Source organism: Streptomyces albiaxialis (assembly GCF_039530985.1).
GTDB classification, from domain to species: Bacteria; Actinomycetota; Actinomycetes; order Streptomycetales; family Streptomycetaceae; genus Streptomyces; species Streptomyces albiaxialis.
On sequence record NZ_BAAAPE010000028.1, the window covers coordinates 42,077 to 59,251 of the forward strand.

Below are 17,175 nucleotides of genomic sequence, written 5' to 3' on the forward strand. Positions count from 1 at the left end.
TCGGGGCCGCGACGGCTCACCTCGCGGACGTGCGGGAGGGGCGGCCTCGTCGGCGTGCGGGACGGTTGCGCCGTGCCTGTTGCGAGGGGCCGGTGCGCTGGGGCGGCTGGGTGTCGGCGGCGGTGAGGGGGATGCCCGAGGGCGCCTGAGCTCCGGTGATCCGGTTCAGTTCGGCCTCACCGGGGTGGATCCGGGTGTGCTGGGCGGTGATGGCGGCGTTCGCCATCAGGCGGTTCATGTCGCGGCGTTGACCGGGGAGGACGAGCGTGGCGACGGTGCCGGACTCGCCGGCACGGGCGGTGCGCCCTCCGCGGTGGAGGTAGTCCTTGTGGTCGGTGGGCGGGTCGACGTTGACCACGAGGTCGAGATTGTCGACGTGGATGCCGCGGGCCGCGACGTTGGTGGCCACCAGAACGTTGGTGTGGCCGGACTTGAACGCCGTGAGGGTGCGAGTGCGCTGGGACTGCGACTTCCCGCCGTGCAGGGCCGAGGCCCGTACGCCGCTCCTCAGGAGGTCGGCCGTCAGCCGGTCCACCGCGTGCTTGGTGTCCAGGAACATGATCACCCGCCCCTCGCGGGCGGCGATCTCGGTGGTCGCCGCGCGCTTGTCGTCGGCGCCGTTCACGTGCAGCAGGTGGTGCTCCATCGAGGTCACCGCGCCTGCGGAGGGGTCGACGGAGTGGACCACCGGGTCGGTCAGATAGCGGCGTACGAGCAAGTCGACGTTGCGGTCCAGGGTGGCGGAGAACAGCAGCCGCTGTCCCCCGGGGCGCACCTGGTCGAGCAGATGGGTCACCTGGGGCATGAAGCCCATGTCGGCCATCTGGTCGGCCTCGTCGAGGACCGTGACGGCCACCTGGTCCAGACGGCAGTCGCCGCGTTCGACGAGGTCCTTGAGGCGGCCCGGCGTGGCGACCACGACCTCGCTGCCGGATTGCAGGTCACGGGCCTGGCGGGCGATCGACAGGCCGCCGACGACCGTGGCGAGTCGCAGCTTCAGCGCGCGGGCGTAGGGGGTGAGCGCGGCCGTCACCTGCTGGGCCAGCTCCCGGGTGGGGACCAGGACGAGGGCCAGCGGTTGCCTCGGCTGGGCGTGCTGCCCCGCGGTACGGGCCAGCAGCGCGAGGCCGAAGGCGAGGGTCTTGCCGGAGCCCGTACGGCCGCGCCCCAGGACGTCCCGGCCGGCCAGCGCGTTGGGCAGCGTCGCGGCCTGGATCGGGAACGGCGCGCTCATGCCCTGGGCGCGGAGTGTGGTCTTCAGCCGGTCGGGCATGTCGAGCCCGTCGAATGTCTCGACCGGCGGCAGCGGAGGAGTGCGGCTGACCGGCACGGCGAACTCCCTCGGAGCGCCCGCGCCCCCGCCTCCGCCGCGCCTCTGCCCCTGCGGCGGGCGCGTGGCCGTACGGGATGTTCCGCCGCGGCGGTTGGTCTGGGGGTGACGGCGGCGGCCGGAGCCGTGGTCGGCGTTGCCTGCGGTGGCGGGAGCGGTGCGAGTGGTGCGGTTCATACAGAACCTCCTTGATGCGGCATGTGCCGAGGAATTCGCCGTCGCGCGGCATTGAGCCGCACGCGAATTCACAGGACTGAGCCGAAGGAAAATACGAAGCAAAACCGGGGGTCATTTATGACCGACGGAGCTTCACGAAAACGCACCAGGCTGCCGCCCACGGAGACCGGGGCCGAGACAGGGGTGCGGGGGAGCCGTGGAGACGGGCGGGGAACAGCGAAACGAGCTGGGGCCCGCACGCCGTGCGTGCCCCAGCTCGTCGAACGCGTCAGCGTCAGGCGGGAACGATGTTCTCCGCCTGCGGGCCCTTCTGGCCCTGCGTGACATCGAAGCTTACCTTCTGGCCTTCGAGCAGCTCACGGAATCCGGAGGCGTTGATGTTCGAGTAGTGGGCGAACACGTCTGCGCCGCCGCCATCCTGCTCGATGAAGCCGAAACCCTTTTCCGCGTTGAACCACTTGACGGTACCAGTAGCCAAAATACATCTCCTTCAGGGGCGGTACCCGGCATCCGCACTGCGCGGGCGCCGGAGCTGCCGCGATGATCGCCCTCCGGAAACACCGAAATACACAAGAATCCCCCGCTGGGAAGCGGAGGGAGCTCTTGAAGTCTGGGGAACCACAACTGCAACTGGCGTAACCGTAACACGGAAATTTCCGAGCGGGCGACCGTTCCGCTGTTCCGGTACGGGCGGGAGAAAACTTCTTACCGCGCATTGCTCGTATTTCTGTGGCGGCGAAAAGAGATTTCCCTGCCTCTGGGCAGCACTCTCGGACCCGGCCGGCACCGGTCAGGTGTCGGCGGGCGGCTCCGGGGGCACCCCCGTCTTGCGGAGCTGCTCGTTGATGCGCTTGGCCTCTTCGAGCTGGTCTTCCAGGATGATGATGCGGCAGGCGGCCTCGACGGGCGTGCCCTGGTCGACCAGTTCCCTGGCCCGGGCGGCGAGCCGGAGCTGGTAGCGGGAGTACCGGCGGTGCCCGCCTTCGGAGCGCAGCGGCACGATCAGGCGCGCCTCGCCGATGGCCCGCAGGAAAGCGGGCGTGGTGCCGATCATCTCGGCGGCCCGCCCCATGGTGTAGGCGGGGTAATCGTCGTCGTCGAGATTGCTCGACAGGGTGGACGGGTTGTCTGCGGCCACTGGCACCTCTCGGGAAACGCGTCGAGGGGCCCTGGTGCCGCACGGCACCAGGGCCCCGAAGGGGTCAACACCATCTACCGGCTATCTGTGCCGGTTTCCTCTTTCGCACCACCGCCTGGGAAGACGGGTGCGGGGATCGCAGTTGCGTGACCGGGGACCACCTTCCAATCCGGGGTCTGCGGTACCCGAGCGGAGCGTTCCCGCCCGGGCGATCCTGATGGCGTCTTCCTCCTTCTCCTCTTCTTCTCTACTGCTCTGTCATGCACTGCTCGACCTGCGGGGCCACGTGCGCCCCTCGGGGCGCACGGCCCGCGAGGCAGTTCGTCATCTGCCTCGCCCTCTTGATCTCTGCGAGTACGAGAAAAACGGTACTCCCGGCAAGCCCCAATGTCTACTCCGGCGATGACAGATTTTCTCCGTGGGGCAGGGCCGCCTGGACAGTGAGGTGCTGGGCGGAGCGGCGGATCCCGTTGCCGGGGCGGTTCGGTGACGGCGCCGCCGGGCTTCAGCCCTTGTGCGCACGGGAGAGGCGCTTGCGCAGACGTGAGTCGTCCTCCAGCGCGGAAGGGACTTCGCTCGTGTGGTCGAGGCGCGCTTCGAGGAGCTGCTCCACGCTCACCCGGGCCGGCTGTTCGGGTGCCGGGGCCTTCGTGCCGGAGCCGTCGTTCTTGTCGTCGTCCTTCGGGGGGCGGCACGCAGCCGGGCGCCGCGCAGGTCCGCGCCCTTCAGATCGGCGTCGGTGAGTCCGGCGCCGCGCGAGCGTCTCGAACGCCGCCTGCACATCCGGCGCCGGGCGCCCCGAGGCGTCCCGCTTTGGCCTTGCCGCCCCGGCGGCGGGCGCGTGCGTGCGGACGTACGCCGAGAGGACGTCGACGACGGCGGGCTGGTCGCGGGGCGAGTCCTCCATGATCCGGCGCAGGGCGAAGATCCCCCCGAGCCGGACTTCGTCCGCCTTGTCGCCGAGGTTGTCGACCGCGTTGTTGAAACGGTCGGTGATCTGCCCCTGCCGGGTCACGTCCACTTCCTTGCGGTTCTGCCGGTCCTGCACCTGGAGCGCGACCACGGCGGCGACGGCGGAGAAGAGCGTCGCCATGCCCGCGGGCACCGCCCCCGTGACCTCGGTCCGCCGAGTCCAGTCGGGACGCGGCTCGGTGGCAGCCGCGCCGCCCGAACTCCCCGTGCCCTCGTCGGCCGGTGACGCCTCCGCGCCCGTCGGATACGCGGAGGTGGGGGACGCGGTGCGGGCCCTCTACACCGACGGCATCACGGCCCGCCGGGGCGCCTTCGCCCCGGAATGGGCGGACCGGGTCCGCGAGGACATCGAGCAGGCCTTCGAGGAAGCGCGGCAGCGGCCGGGCGGCGCGGTGGGGCGGGGCCCGAACCGTTACTACGTGGAGATCCATCCGGAGCAGCTCCGGGGCTTCGTCGACCTCGTCGACCATCCCTGGGTACGTGCCGTCAGCGAGGCGGTCCTCGGGCCGGACTACCGCATCGTCGAGCTGGGCTTCGACATTCCGTTCGCCGGAGCGGTCAACCAGCCCTGGCACCGCGACTTCCCGCCTGGAAGCCGGGCCAGCACTGTGGGGCACCGCACCGAGGGGTGACACCCCCTTGCCGAGGTGCGGCTGACGCGAAGCACGAGGCCCGGCAGCGCGGCAGCGCTGGTGAAGCATGCCCGTGAACACGTACGGACACCGTGTGCGGACAATTGTTCGGCGCTGGAAGAGGCAGTGCTCGGCCGGATGACGCGAAGGGACGACCGTTACGACGCGGCGCCTGCGATCAGGGGAGTGCGTTCGAGGCCTGCGTCGAGGTCTGGACGAACCGTGCGCGCCAAGCATTGGCAGACCTGAGTGACTGCCCGCTGGAGCCGTGCTGCGGGTGAGCCGTCACGAAGCAGTTCTTGCCCACTGTTGGCCGTGGGCTGCGTTCGACCAGAGCGCAGGCCGGTTGGTGTCTTACTCGACCACGAGGTGGAAATTTCCGAATCCTCGTTAGTTGCTCAGAACGGCTTCCCGGCGTGGTAAACCACCAGGTCAGCGAGACTGCTCCCCGCGCACGCGGGGTGGGCCCGATTACCGACTTACTGTGGCGGTCGCGTCCTCTTCTCTCCGCGTGCCGAGAGCGCGGAGCGGCATGTTGCTGTGCCGGCCCGTTCGATGTTCTGCCCCTGCTCGTGTGGAGATCAGCCTCCATCGAGGCGTGGAGAGGGACGGGAGCGGGATGGCTGATCGGCGAGTGAGGGAAGGGCGGTCGGAGGGCGAGGCGGGAGTCAGCGGTTGATGGACTGGACTTCCTGGACGGTGACGGGCTGTTCGTTGCCGAAGGTGCCGTCCGGGAGGGTGTCGCTGGTTCCGTCGGACCCTTTCCAGGCCGCTTCCCAGACAACGGAGGCCTGAAGGGTGTAGGTCTCGCCCTTGGGGGTGGAGCGCAGGTAGGTCAGGCCGCAGGGCGGGGTCTTCTTGGCGTTTCCCTTGGTGTAGGGGGTGCCGATGGTGCCGCTCTCTTTCGCCGGGCACTTCCCGGAGGCGGGGTGGAGCTTCGCGTCCTCGGTGCCGGGGTCGAGGTTGAGGGCGCCGGGTTTGGCGGTGGTGGTGGCGGAGAGCTCCTCGCCGCCGCCGAGGTCGACGGAGGCGGTCACCGAGACGGGCTTGAAGGTGGCTTTGTCGAGCCAGGTCCAAGTGGGCAGGCGGACGGTCTGCTTGTTCTTGGGGTTCAGCTCGACTTCGGTGTCGGGGACCTCGATGGCCTGGTAGGCAAGCGCTGCGAGGATCTTGGTGTCGATGGCGCCGGGCACGTCAGGCTGTTCGCCGTTCTTCACCCAGAAGGGCAGCTCGGTGCAGGACTGGGCCTTGGCCTTGTCGGGCTCGTTGGGATTGGGGACGGCGGCCCAGAACATGCCGTCGCCCTGCTTTTTGAGGTTGAAGTTCTTGTAGTCGCCCTTCGTGTACTTGTCGCGGATGGAGCCGTCGACGTCTTCCTTCTTCCGTCCGTTGTCGGGCCGCTGTCCGGTCAGTTCGTAGGGGGAGGCGTCGACTTCCTTCTTGAGTTCCTTGGGGGTGTATTTGGGGGCGTACCAGCAGGGCGGGGGCTCCCAGTTCGCGGCGGGGACGGAGAGGTTGCCGCCGCCTCTCGCCGAGCCCTCTTGGCCTTGGGCGTCGCCCTTGAGGGAGACCTGGCCGGCGGAGGCGGAATACCGCTTGCCGTCCTTCTGGCCTGACGCCTGGTCTGAAGCCTCTTGGACCGCGCCCCAGCCTGACGGGTCCTCGTCCGCCAGTGCCGGCGAACCAAGAGCGACCAAGGCCAGGGCCGGGGCGGTGGAGACGATCGTGCACCGTGCGGCTACTTTGCGCATTCCTTCACCGCCTTCGTCGTCAACTCGATGGTCTTCGCACGCCAGATGCTCTTCTCGTCCGTTCCCTTCTGCATGACCAGCGAGAAGTGAAGGTATCGGCCGGGTCCGGGCTTGGTGCGCAGGATCTTTCCGCTCTCGACGTCCTTGCTGAAGTACCTGGACTGGTCCGCGCAGAAGGAGACTTCGGCCAGATTTCCTTTCACCACATCACCCACGTTGGCGCGGTAGTGGTGGAAGGTGCCCGTCACCGTCTTCTTGGACTTCATCCCTGCACGGGCCTTGGCGGATGCTGCCGCCTGAGCGCTCTGCAGAGGTACGGAGTGCTTGGCGATCAACGGGTCCTTGGGGTCCAGCGTGGCGCTGCTGTGCATCATGGCTCGCACGTAGTCAGCGGCTCCATCCAGCGCCGCGGCCTTGGCCGGGTCCGATGGCTTGTCCCAGTCGTAAGTGAGCTTGAGGTCCTTCGGCAGCTTGATGTCGGCCGTGCCGAAGTTGTCCGCTGCGCTCGCCCGTTCACCCGTTGAGGACGAAGGGGAAGCCTTCTTCCCGTTCCCGGCTCCCTGGATCTTGTCACTCTTACCGTCGCCTCCACCCCCGCCGTCCCCGCCGCCGCACCCGGCGAGTACGAGCGCCGATGCGGTGGCGAGTGCGGCCAACGAGACAGCGATACGGCGGCGTTGCATGGTGGGTGCTCCCTGTGGGGCGGGGGTGACGGGCGTGGAACTTGACGCGTACCCGACCGTAGCAACTGTAGTGAAGGGATCACAGTCAGTTCCGATAAGGGGCGTGGGAGCGCTACCCGACTACCTCTTGCGATCTGACGGTCGCGTAGAGATACGGTACTCGCTCACCGAGACGAGGGAGGGAGAGGCGGACTCGTGGGTGACGCGGGCGACTTGCAGGTGGACGAGTCCACGGTCAGGACGCTCACCAAGGGCATCAACTCCGCGCTGGACGAGCTGCGTGAGGTCGGCACGGCCACGGACGCCGCACAGGGCAGCGGGTTCGAGGAGATGAAGCTGACGAAGAAGCAGGCGGGGGACAAGGCGCTGTCCGACGCCTTCGAGGGCTTCTGCGAGGAGTGGGAGTGGGGCGTGCGCGGCCTGATGGCGGACGCGGACGAGATCGCACAGGCCCTCGGGCTGGGCGCGGGGATGACGTGGGAGGAGGACCGCTACCGCTCGACGACGATCAAGCAGGCCGCACAGGCGCTCTCTCCCGCGGCCAACCCGCACACCACCGAGGACGAGCTGGCCGAGCAGGGGTACGGGGACGCGGCGTTCGGCCTCTTCGACTGAGACGGCTGAGACGGCTGATGGGACAACGGCCGCAGGGGCGGCCGGGGGGTTGACGGGTGGGTTGGAAGGACAAGCTCGGCGACGGCCTGGGCAAGCTGGGCGACGGCGCGAAGGACCTGTACAACGACACCGCGCCCGACTGGGTCAAGGATCCGGTCGAGGGAGCCGTCGAGGCCGGTGGGGAGCAGCTGCGTAAGGGTACGGACGCGGCGGCCGGTCAGATGGATGAGTGGGGCTGGCACAAGGCCGCGGATGTCACGCGGGGGTTCGGCGAGGGCGTCAACAACCGCACCGGCGGCGACGTGCCGGAGCGGGAGCTGGGCGAGTCGGAGTCGGCGAAGGACCTGATCCACGGCAGCCCGTCAAAGCTGCGCTCCACCGCCCGTTATCTGAAGGATTTCGAGAAGGCGTTCAACGCGGTCGGGCGCGGGATGCGCGGCCTGGACTCGCGCCATTTGAGGGGTGAGGCGGCCAACGCGTTCCGGGAGAAGGCGGATGTCCAGCCCCGGCGTTGGTTCAAGGCGGCGGACGCGTGTGAGAAGGCGGGCAAGGCGCTGGACGACTTCGCCGGGACGGTGGAGTGGGCGCAGCGGCAGGCAGGCGACGCGATCCGGGCGTACCGCAAGGGGCAGTCGGCCTCGGCGGCGCACGGGCGGGCGGCGAAGTTCTACGCGGACGCGCTGGCGGCGTACAAGGAGCTGCCGAAGAAGGACCGTAAGAAGGGGATGCTGCCGGACAAGCCGTCGGCCGAGGACCCGGGCGAGGCGGGGATGGCCGAGGCCCGCGAGACGCTGGCCGAGGCGCGTCGGCAGCGTGACGAGGCGGCCCGCGTGGCGACGGCGGCGGTGGAAGCGGCGCGGGAGGCGGCCCCGCCCAGGCCCTCGTATCTGGCTCGGGCACGCAGCGGCGTGAAGGGCTGGGCCCTGAACGCGGAGCATGGGATGGCCGGGGCGGTGAAGGCCGGCTCGGGCATGGTGAATTACGGCAAGCAGACCAGCCTGGTCAATCCGTACAACCTCACGCACCCGGACGAGTACGCCACCCGCCTCAACGGCATGGCGAGCGGCATGCTCGCCTCCGCGCAGGACCCAATCGGCATGGCGAAGGGCGAGTGGCGCTCGTTCATCAAGGACCCGCAGGAGTACCTGGGCACCTTCTCCGTCGACGCGCTCATGGGCGGTGCGGGCAAGGCGGGCGGCACGGCGAGCAAGGCGGCCCGCGGCGCGGAGCGGGCGGAGGGCGGAGCCGCGCGGCGGGCCGGGCGCGAAGCGGCGGAGAAGGAGCCGCACAACGGGAGCAGGCCCGAGGAGTCCAAACAGGTCGGTGAGGATCCAGTCGACTTCGCCACCGGCCGGATGCTGATGCCGCAGACGGACTTGACCCTTCCGGGCGTACTGCCGCTGCTGGTACGACGGCAGTTCGAGTCCTCCTATCGGGCGGGGCGGTGGTTCGGTCCGACCTGGTCCAGCACCTTGGACCAGCGCCTGGAGATCGACGCGGAGGGCGTCGTCCTGCACGGGGAGGCGAACCTCCTCCTCGCCTTCCCGCACCCGGCACCGGGCGTGCCGGTCCTCGCCCGGACGGGGCCCTGCTGGGAACTCGCCCGTACGGCCGATGGCGACTACACGGTCACCGAACCGGACTCCGGCCGTGTCCTGCACTTCACGGGCCCCGCCGGGGATCCGGCCTGCGACGGGGTCGCGCTGCTCGCCGAGATCTCGGACCGGAACGGCAACGAGATCACGTTCGAATACGACGGGGACGGCGCCCCGCGTGCCCTCGTCCACTCCGGCGGCTATCACGTGAAGGTGGCGACGGCGGACGGCCGCATCACCTCCCTGTCGCTGGCGGGCGCGGCGAAGGACGGCAGCGATCAGCCGGTCGTCCACTACGGCTACGACGCGGCCGGGAACCTGGCCGAGATCACGAAATCCTCCGGCCTCCCCCTGCGCTTCGGCTACGACGCGCAGGGCCGCATCACGTCCTGGACCGACACCAACAACTCCCACTACCGGTACGCCTACGACGAGCACGACCGCTGCGTATGGCAGTCCGGCGAAGAGGGCCACATGCAGGCCACCTTCACCTACGACCAGCGGGACGCCGCAACAGGGCACCGGGTCACGACGGTCACCAACTCCCTCGGGGCGCGGACGCGGTACCTGGTCAACGACCGCAATCAGATCGCCACCGTCATCGACCCGACGGGCGCGATCACCCGCACCGAACACGACGCCCATCACCGAGTGCTCGCGCGCACCGACGCGCTCGGCCACACGACGCGTGTGGAACGCGACGCGGAGGGCCGCCCGACCGCCAAGACCGCGCCGGACGGCACACGGACGAGGGTGACGTACAACGCCCTGGGGCTCCCGATGGAAGTGACGGGCCCGGACGGCGCGGTCTGGCTCCATACGTATGACGAGCGCGGCAACCGCACGGCGACCACGGATCCGGTCGGCCACACGACGCGCTACGCGTACACGCCGGAGGGCCACCTGACCGCGGTCACGGACCCGCTGGGGCACACGACACAGGTGCGGTGCGACGCCGCCGGCCTGCCGGTCGAGATCACAGATCCGCTGGGCGGACGCACGACGTACCGCCGCGACGCCTTCGGCAACCCGACCGCGATCGTCAACCCGCTCGGCGATACGACCCGCCTGACCTGGACGGTCGAGGGCAAGCTCGCGCGCCGCGTCGGCCCGGACGGCGCGGAGGAGCGCTGGGAGTACGACGGCGAGGGCAACTGCACCCGTCACATCGACCCGGTCGGCGGCGCAACAACGTACGAGTACACCCACTTCGACCTGCTCACCGCCCGCACGGGACCCGACGGTGTCCGCTACACGTTCGCGCACGACTCCCGGCTGAGACTCACACAGGTCCGCAACCCCCAGGGACTGACGTGGAGCTACTCCTACGACGACGCGGACCGGCTCGTGGGAGAGACCGACTTCGACGGACGCACCCGGCGCTACGACCTGGACCCGACAGGCCGCCTGTCTGCCACGACGACCGCGCTGGGCGAGCGGATCACGTACGAGCGGGACGCGGCGGGCCGTCTCATACGCAAGGACGCGGCGGGCGCGATCACGACGTACGCCTACGACCCGGCGGGCCGCCTGACCCAGGCGACCTGCCCCGACACCGACCTGATCCTGCAACGCGACCGCATGGGCCGCGTGAAGACGGAACTGATCGACGGCAGGGCCACGACCTTTGTGTACGACGCACTGGGCCGCGCAAGGCGTCGTGAGACGCCCACGGGCGCGCAGACGACTTACGCATACGACGCGGCTGGCAACCGCACTAGTCTCACTACACAGGGCCGTACGCTCACCTCGGTGTACGACGCGGCGGGTCGCGAGCGAGACCGCCGAATGGAGGGTTCGCCTCTGCTGTCCCAACGCTGGGACCCGACAGGTCGCCTCACACATCAGAACGTGGCCGACATCCAGCAGCGGACCTACTCCTATGGGCCGGACGGCAATCTGTTGGAGGTCCGGGACAGCCTGAACGGAACGCGCCGCTACGAGCTGGACAGTGCAGGCCGTGTCACAACAGTGCGGGCGCGTGACTGGGCGGAACGCTATGCGTACGACGAGGCAGGGAACCAGACAGAGGCAGTCTGGCCGTCAGGACTGGCCCCTGCGCAAGCCGCGGGAGCCCGAACCCACACCGGCACGAGAATTCAATCGGCGGGTCGTATCCACTACGAACACGATGGCGCGGGCCGCTTGGTCCTTCGCCGGAAACGCCGACTTTCGAAGAAGCCGGAAACGTGGCGTTACGAATGGGATGCGGAAGACCGGCTCCGGCGAGTCGTGACCCCGGGCGGCACAGAGTGGACGTACCGCTACGACCCGTTGGGCCGCCGGATATCCAAGGAATCTGGTCGGGAACGCGTTGACTTCACGTGGCATGGAGCCACACTCATCGAACAGACCACCATGGGCCCGAACCCGAACCCGGTCACGCTCACATGGGACCACCAAGGCTTCACGCCCGTCGCACAAACAGAACGCGTCACCCGCGACTCCTCCCAGTCCGAGATCGACTCCCGATTCTTCGCCATCGTCACGGATCTGATCGGCACACCAACGGAGTTGATCTCAGAAAGAGGGGACCTGGCCTGGCACGCCCGAACGACTCTGTGGGGCACGACGACGTGGAACGCCGACGCCACGGCGTACACACCCCTGCGCTTTCCGGGCCAATACGCTGACCCGGAGACGGGGCTGCACTACAACTGCTTCCGCTACTACGATCCGGAGACGGCGCGCTACGCATCTCCCGATCCCCTGGGCCTGGCCCCTGCTCCGAACAGCGCGAGCTATGTTCACAACCCGCATACCTGGGCCGACCCTCTTGGGCTGGGGCCGTATCGCGACTTCGCCCACGGCACCACGCTGGCGCACGCGGAGAGCATCGTCAGAGACGGCCTGAATACGGACGCGGCCCGGGCTGCCACCAATGGAGGCTCACTGAGCAGGCCAGGTCACTTCTCTGTGCACGAAGTGGCGGGTCCACAGTCACCGGGGTTCCAGGCGGCCTACGAATGGGGGCTCCGAGTGGACAACCATGCGCCATCAAGCGTTGTCATTGCGCGCATACCGGAAGAGGTGTATGAAAAGCTGGTGAATGAAGGGAAGGTGGCGACAAGGGAGGTGGGTGAAGATGTGCCGACGGAAATAATATTCCATCCGGATTCCTTCGAAGAAATAAACAGGGTTGTGAAATGGATCGGTCCGATAACTCCATGAGTGAAGCGCCGGACGAATATTCGGTGTCGTACCTCCGGAAGACGAAGTGGGGTGACGTCAGAAAGCTGGAGGATGGCTCGTGGGAGACCACTTGGAGCCTCACCCTCAAACAAGCTGACGCTCAGGTGTGCGAATCCGTCGTCCTCAGTGACCCCAGGATCGGTTTTGAATCGCATCTCGCGGTGGTGAGCCCCCAGGATGTCAGGCTGGTAGTGATCACCAGTGAGCACGCGATGTCAGCAGTGAATTATCAGCCCACGTACTCTTCGCTGCGTATCGTGAACGACGATATTGCTGAAATCGAGTCCATCCAGGGCCTGCCGAAGAATTGGTACGCGCCCTTTCGGTAAGCGGATCCCGACGGGCGCGGAGCCGTCGACTCTTCGGTATCCTCCAACCCGCCCGTGACGGGTTGGCGAGGGGGCGAGAAATTCGATGCCGGCGGCCTGACACGGAGGTCTTCGGCGAGGACTTTGCGGGACAACCCTGCAGGCGCGGAGAACACGTTCGCCACGAGACCACCGACCTCCCGGCCGTCGCCCGGTGGAGCAACGAGGTGCAGACCGAGCCCGCTGTCACCCAGGCGTGGTTTGCCTCTGTGGAGGCGGCGTCCGCTCGTCGAATCATCAATGGGTGAGCTCCGGAGCCTCGTCGAGGTTTGGGTAGCGGCGGTGGGTGCGTATTCCTCGTACGTGTATCGGCAGGGGTTCGCATTGCGGGGTGGGGCGGAGCCGGCCGGCGAGCGCGTCGTGGTGGCCGTTGGTGGCGGACTGGCCTCCGGTGGCGCTGCCGCTGGCGGTTGAGCTGCTCGTCCACCGCGCTCGGGCCCCATGCGAGGGGGCTTTGGCTCTGGGGGACGTGGGAGGCGGGGACGGATGGTCGGGTGAGGGTGATCCCTCGCTGGGGGAGGCGCTGGCGAGGGATTCGCGGCACCGTGAGGTGCACCAACGTCCTGTCTCCGCGGAGACTCTGCGGAGGGACCTGCATATCGGTGCCCGTCGGGCCCGTGAACTCGTGGCGGCTGTGCGAGTCGACGATCCGCGGTTGCCGTGAGGGCATGGAGGCGTTGGGGTGCGTGCCAAGCGTCAGCCGGTCTGGACGGGTTGCTCTTCTGGAGCTGGGTTGTGGTTGCGGCTGAGTCGGGAGGGCTTATGGCTCGGGGCGTCTCGGTGCTCCTCACGGCCGGAATCTGCTCCCCGCGCACGCGGGGATGGACCCGACTCCGGATTCTGGGACTCCTGGCGCACCGACTGCTCCCCGCGCACGCGGGGATGGACCCACGGGGAGAGGTGCTGCCGCCCTCTTACGTGCTACTGCCGCACAGTGGATACGACACGCTCCCGGAAACGAATGAAGGGCAGCGCCACAGTCGTTCGTGGCGGTTGCGCGCCATACGGCACGGACGACGTGAGCGATGACGTCACGCAGGACTCGGCGCTCATCTTCGCAAAGCGACTGCGCGTGATCATGAGCACGTGCGATGTCGCCGCTGTCTGGGTGGAGTCAGGAGAGCCGTGCGCGTGGCAGTACGTCAAGCGCAACGGGGAAACCCCTGTAGTGGATCGCCGGACGATGCATCACTGAGCTGTTTGCGACGCGGCGGCCCGTAACAGCTACCGGCTGGACGTGCGCCCCGACGAGACGGACAGCACACCAGGGGCGCAGTTCGTAGGCGGGATTCCCCACGCGGACAGCTTGGCCACCCTCGCGGTCGTTCCATATCTGAACGGAAACAGCGAAGCGATCTTCCGGTCCGCCTCGGGCGACGGCTCGGAGTACCCAACGCTTCGGGGTCTCCGTGCCATCGGCGACCAAGCAGGTGATCTTGGGCGTGAAGGCGTCAGTAGCCGCCAACCTCCTCCTCCACCAGCTCCACGACCACCTCACGGCCCTACCCCGCACCCTCCGCGCAACCCCTGACCCGCACCGGCCCGCCCTCTACGCTCCCTGTACAAGGACACCCTGGACCGGCAGCCAGAGGGGGGAGCCGTGCACACCGCAAGCCCCGAGACAGGTCCGGCACGATGACCCCGGAGACCGAGGAACTGCTGCTCGACGTCTCCGCCCGCCTGGAGTGGGCCGTCACCGCCCGCGACTGCCCAGCCATCGTCTCCATCCGCGGCACTCGCCAGTGGACCATGTCCGATTACGACTACCTGCGCGACGACGCCACCGCAGCGGCCTTCGAGCAACACGCGGCCCACAAGGCCCGCACCGTCGAGGCCAGAGTCTGGGTGTTCATGGTGTCCATGGTGGTGGTCTTCCAGGACGACTGCGTTCTCGGCCGCCCCGTGGCCAACCTCCCGCTGCGCGAAGGCGAGCAGGAAGCCCTCATGTGGACCAGCTACCACGCCACCGACGGCATCGACTTCGGCATGGTCCCCTACACCCGCTGCCCCAGCGGCGAACCCGTCTACGACGACCCGGAAGTCTTCGAAGACCCGATCCGGGCGGAAGACGCCGACCCAGGGCGGCTCATGCGGGCCACCTTCCTGGCCGGGGAGCCGGAGGCGTAACACAGTCTGAATTCACCGGGGTTGCTGTCTTGACGGGATCGACACAGGTGCTCGACCTGGTCCTCTGTCTTGAGGGCGGGGGCCCGCTGTTTCGGACTGTGACTAGACGGTCACGGATCCTCTTGTGTCGTCAGTTGCGGGCTCATAGGGTCGTGTTCCGCTATGGGATTGTTGCGTCTGTTGTTCAAGCGAAGCTATGCGAAACGACCTCCCGAGGGCGTTGATCCATGTTCTTCGGAGGAGGTACGAGCTGCTCTGCTCGGCCTCAACGGTCCGGACGTCCCCTGGGCCGTGCGCGACGGTACCCCGGAGGGCGCCGACCTTGTGGCGGAGTGGCGTCTCGCGGAGCCGGCAGGGCGGAACTTCTTCATCCGGCATCAGCTCGACCGTACGCTCACGATCCGGATGCGCTTGTCTGCCGAGGAGCGCGAGGTGCATGCCATTGAGGAGCAGCGGGAGGTCACCTGGGCCGGGGACCCGCCCAGGGCGCAGGTAGGACGTCAGTGGAGCCGGGGGCCGGCGAGGACGGTTTCCAAGAAGTGGGCTATCGAGCGGGGGCCCGATGGTCGTCGGCGCCTCCGGGAGTCGTTCAGCTTTGACAGCGCGGATATGAAACAGCCCGTGCAGGATGTGGTCCTCAAGGCGGGATGGGCCTGGCGCAGCGTAGTACCGAAGGATTTCTGACCGGGTGAGCTGTTTCCGGCCCTGGTCAGATTGATGGGTGCAGGGGGGAATATATGTCATCGGATGCGGGCTCGCCCCACTTTCAGCAGAACCGGCCGCCTTACCCGCCTGGGGGCGGTGGTCAAGGTCCCGTCAGCATGGCGTCGTTGGAGAGTTCCAAGAGGCGGGCGGCGAAGTATCTCGAAGAACATCTGGCTCCCGATACGAAGAGGGTCGGCGGGCATGCCGACCTTGAGACGTCCGGCGTCATCGGTGCGTCGCAGGGGCAGGGGGTACCGATGAGCCCTTCGGGTACTACCGGTGACAGCGTGTTCACGGGCGGCCAGTTTCAGGGGTGGGAGATATCGAAGGGGTTGTCCGACGCGCATACGGTGTGGGAGCGGCAAGTGAAAAACCTGCTGGACCGGCTCACTTCGGAGAGGGATGCCCTGCGCGGAGCGAAAAAGCTGATTCATGGGAATGATGCCGGTACGGAGCGGAAGATTCGGTCGGTAGCGCCGGAACCCTCCCCCTACAGCAAGATTAACAATCTCTGAGGCATGCCGACGGGGACGTCATGACGCTCACTTACCACGACATCATGCACGTGAACCTGTCCTCCCTGTTGGATGCCTCGCGGGCATGGAAGAGGATGGGGGACAAGTTCCGCGAGCTGCAGGGCCGATACAGCGACCATGTGCGCGGTCTGTCGGACGACTCCTGGCGGGGAGCGGCCTTCGAACTCTACGGATCGGCTTCGGACAACACTCATTCCGAGTTCGGTGCGGCGAAGAACGAGGCTCACGCCATATCCAAGATTCTGCGCGACGCCCATGCGCAACTGACGGATTCGAAAGGGGCACTGTCCGACTACATTGAGGATCTGCGCACCAGGGGCTACACGGTGAGTTCCCAAGGGGAGGTCTTCTTTGAGCCTGACGGTCCGGAGGAGAAGCGGTCACTGGTGCAGTCGGGCAGTTGGCAGGCCGTCATGGACGAAGTCGCCGACGCCAACGCCGAGATCAAGAAGTACGTCAAGAGCATCAATGAATTCGACGTGGGGGTCAAGACCGCGCTCGAAGCGGCCGTTGTGGAGAAGGAGGACAAAGGCGCGCCCGGGGGGTTCAACGCTGACGCCAAGGACGTGATCCCGGAACCGGCGGCACAGAATGGTGGAAATAAGAAGGACAAGACGTCCACGACTTCCGGTGGGTGGCACGCAGAGGGCAGTCTCAAGGGGAACGGGCTGGACGCTGGTCGCTCTGCCAGCGGCGTTGGTTACGGCCGGCAGGGGATGGCCAAGGCGTACATCGACCTGGCCCATACTACTGCGGAAGGGTCCGTGTCCAACGGCGACGTGAAGCTCTCCGGACTCGCCGACGGCTATGTGGGCGGAAAGACCTCCGCGAACTTCGGGGTCACCGAATCGGGAATTGACGCCGAAGCCGAGGCGTCCGGGGGTGTACGAGGGCTGGCCGAGGGGCGCATGGAGGCCGGATATTTCGGTGCCTACGGTCGCGGCGGCTACTTCGCCGGCGCGGAGGCCAAGGGCACCGCCGCCGTCGGCGCGCCGCAGACCGGACTCGGCGGGAAGGCGTTCGCCGGGGAGAAGCAGACCGCGGCGGGCGGCGTGGAGGCGGGAGGCATCGGGATCGGCGGGACGGCCGAGACCTGGGAAGGCGAGGGGGTGGAAGCTTTCATTGGAGTGGAAAAAGACGACAACGGCACGTGGCACGTCGGAGGCAGAGCGGGGGCAACTCCCGTGCTCCCCGTTGGTGGCCTGGTGGGCCTTGAGATAACCGTCGACCCCGGCAAGGTGGCCGACACCGCGAAGGATTGGGGCGGGGCTGTGGCCAGCGGAGCCGGAAAACTCAAGGACGGAGTCACGGGCGCGTTCTGAAGATCTGTTCTGAGGTGATGCCCCGGAAGGAG

At 67.8% G+C, this 17,175-nt stretch carries 13 protein-coding genes and 1 pseudogene; 8 read left to right on the forward strand and 6 right to left on the reverse strand.

The features are described from left to right. Positions 1-16: 16 nt before the first annotated feature. The 4 genes from ABD343_RS37445 to ABD343_RS37460 all read right to left on the reverse strand — a co-directional run bounded on the left by ABD343_RS37445 (position 17) and on the right by ABD343_RS37460 (position 3,738). On the reverse strand, positions 17-1,507 hold the full coding sequence (locus ABD343_RS37445) for a DEAD/DEAH box helicase (protein WP_344534939.1): 1,491 nt from the start codon (positions 1,505-1,507) through the stop codon (positions 17-19). Positions 1,508-1,781: 274 nt separating this feature from the next. Continuing rightward, positions 1,782-1,985: a cold-shock protein gene (locus tag ABD343_RS37450; protein ID WP_344534940.1), complete on the reverse strand. Its 204-nt coding sequence runs from the start codon at positions 1,983-1,985 to the stop codon at positions 1,782-1,784. A 312-nt stretch (positions 1,986-2,297) separates the two neighbouring features. Continuing rightward, positions 2,298-2,645, reverse strand: a complete 348-nt coding sequence (locus tag ABD343_RS37455) for a MerR family transcriptional regulator (protein WP_344534942.1) — start codon at positions 2,643-2,645, stop codon at positions 2,298-2,300. 505 nt (positions 2,646-3,150) lie between these two features. Beyond that, positions 3,151-3,738, reverse strand: a complete 588-nt coding sequence (locus ABD343_RS37460; RefSeq protein WP_344534943.1) for a hypothetical protein — start codon at positions 3,736-3,738, stop codon at positions 3,151-3,153. Between the two features lie 85 nt (positions 3,739-3,823). Between ABD343_RS37460 and ABD343_RS37465 the strand changes: the two are divergent. Next, positions 3,824-4,204 (forward strand): annotated as a pseudogene (locus ABD343_RS37465) (phytanoyl-CoA dioxygenase family protein); the annotation flags it as partial. Between the two features lie 713 nt (positions 4,205-4,917). Here ABD343_RS37465 and ABD343_RS37470 read toward each other — a convergent pair. Beyond that, positions 4,918-6,000 (reverse strand): hypothetical protein, encoded by a 1,083-nt coding sequence (locus ABD343_RS37470; protein ID WP_344534944.1) that lies wholly within the window; start codon positions 5,998-6,000, stop codon positions 4,918-4,920. Next, on the reverse strand, positions 5,988-6,683 hold the full coding sequence (locus ABD343_RS37475) for a hypothetical protein (RefSeq protein ID WP_344534946.1): 696 nt from the start codon (positions 6,681-6,683) through the stop codon (positions 5,988-5,990). The genes ABD343_RS37470 and ABD343_RS37475 overlap by 13 nt, the downstream gene beginning before the upstream one ends. A gap of 195 nt (positions 6,684-6,878) precedes the next feature. Between ABD343_RS37475 and ABD343_RS37480 the strand changes: the two genes are divergently transcribed. The 7 genes from ABD343_RS37480 to ABD343_RS37510 all read left to right on the forward strand — a co-directional run bounded on the left by ABD343_RS37480 (position 6,879) and on the right by ABD343_RS37510 (position 17,143). Further along, positions 6,879-7,298 carry a hypothetical protein gene (locus ABD343_RS37480; protein ID WP_344534948.1) on the forward strand — a complete coding sequence of 140 codons (420 nt, stop codon included), beginning with the start codon at positions 6,879-6,881 and terminating at the stop codon, positions 7,296-7,298. 56 nt (positions 7,299-7,354) lie between these two features. Then, positions 7,355-12,064 carry a putative T7SS-secreted protein gene (locus tag ABD343_RS37485; RefSeq protein WP_344534949.1) on the forward strand — a complete coding sequence of 1,570 codons (4,710 nt, stop codon included), beginning with the start codon at positions 7,355-7,357 and terminating at the stop codon, positions 12,062-12,064. Continuing rightward, complete coding sequence (locus tag ABD343_RS37490) at positions 12,061-12,414, forward strand: hypothetical protein (RefSeq protein WP_344534951.1); 354 nt, start codon at positions 12,061-12,063, stop codon at positions 12,412-12,414. Before ABD343_RS37485 ends, ABD343_RS37490 begins: the two co-directional genes overlap by 4 nt. Positions 12,415-14,088: 1,674 nt before the next feature. After that, positions 14,089-14,580, forward strand: coding sequence for a hypothetical protein (locus tag ABD343_RS37495; protein WP_344534953.1), 492 nt, complete (start codon positions 14,089-14,091; stop codon positions 14,578-14,580). 162 nt (positions 14,581-14,742) lie between these two features. After that, complete coding sequence (locus ABD343_RS37500; RefSeq protein WP_344534955.1) at positions 14,743-15,264, forward strand: hypothetical protein; 522 nt, start codon at positions 14,743-14,745, stop codon at positions 15,262-15,264. Between the two features lie 137 nt (positions 15,265-15,401). Further along, positions 15,402-15,800 (forward strand): hypothetical protein, encoded by a 399-nt coding sequence (locus tag ABD343_RS37505; protein ID WP_344534957.1) that lies wholly within the window; start codon positions 15,402-15,404, stop codon positions 15,798-15,800. A gap of 20 nt (positions 15,801-15,820) precedes the next feature. Next, positions 15,821-17,143 carry a hypothetical protein gene (locus ABD343_RS37510; protein ID WP_344534958.1) on the forward strand — a complete coding sequence of 441 codons (1,323 nt, stop codon included), beginning with the start codon at positions 15,821-15,823 and terminating at the stop codon, positions 17,141-17,143. The last annotated feature ends 32 nt before the right edge of the window (positions 17,144-17,175 follow it).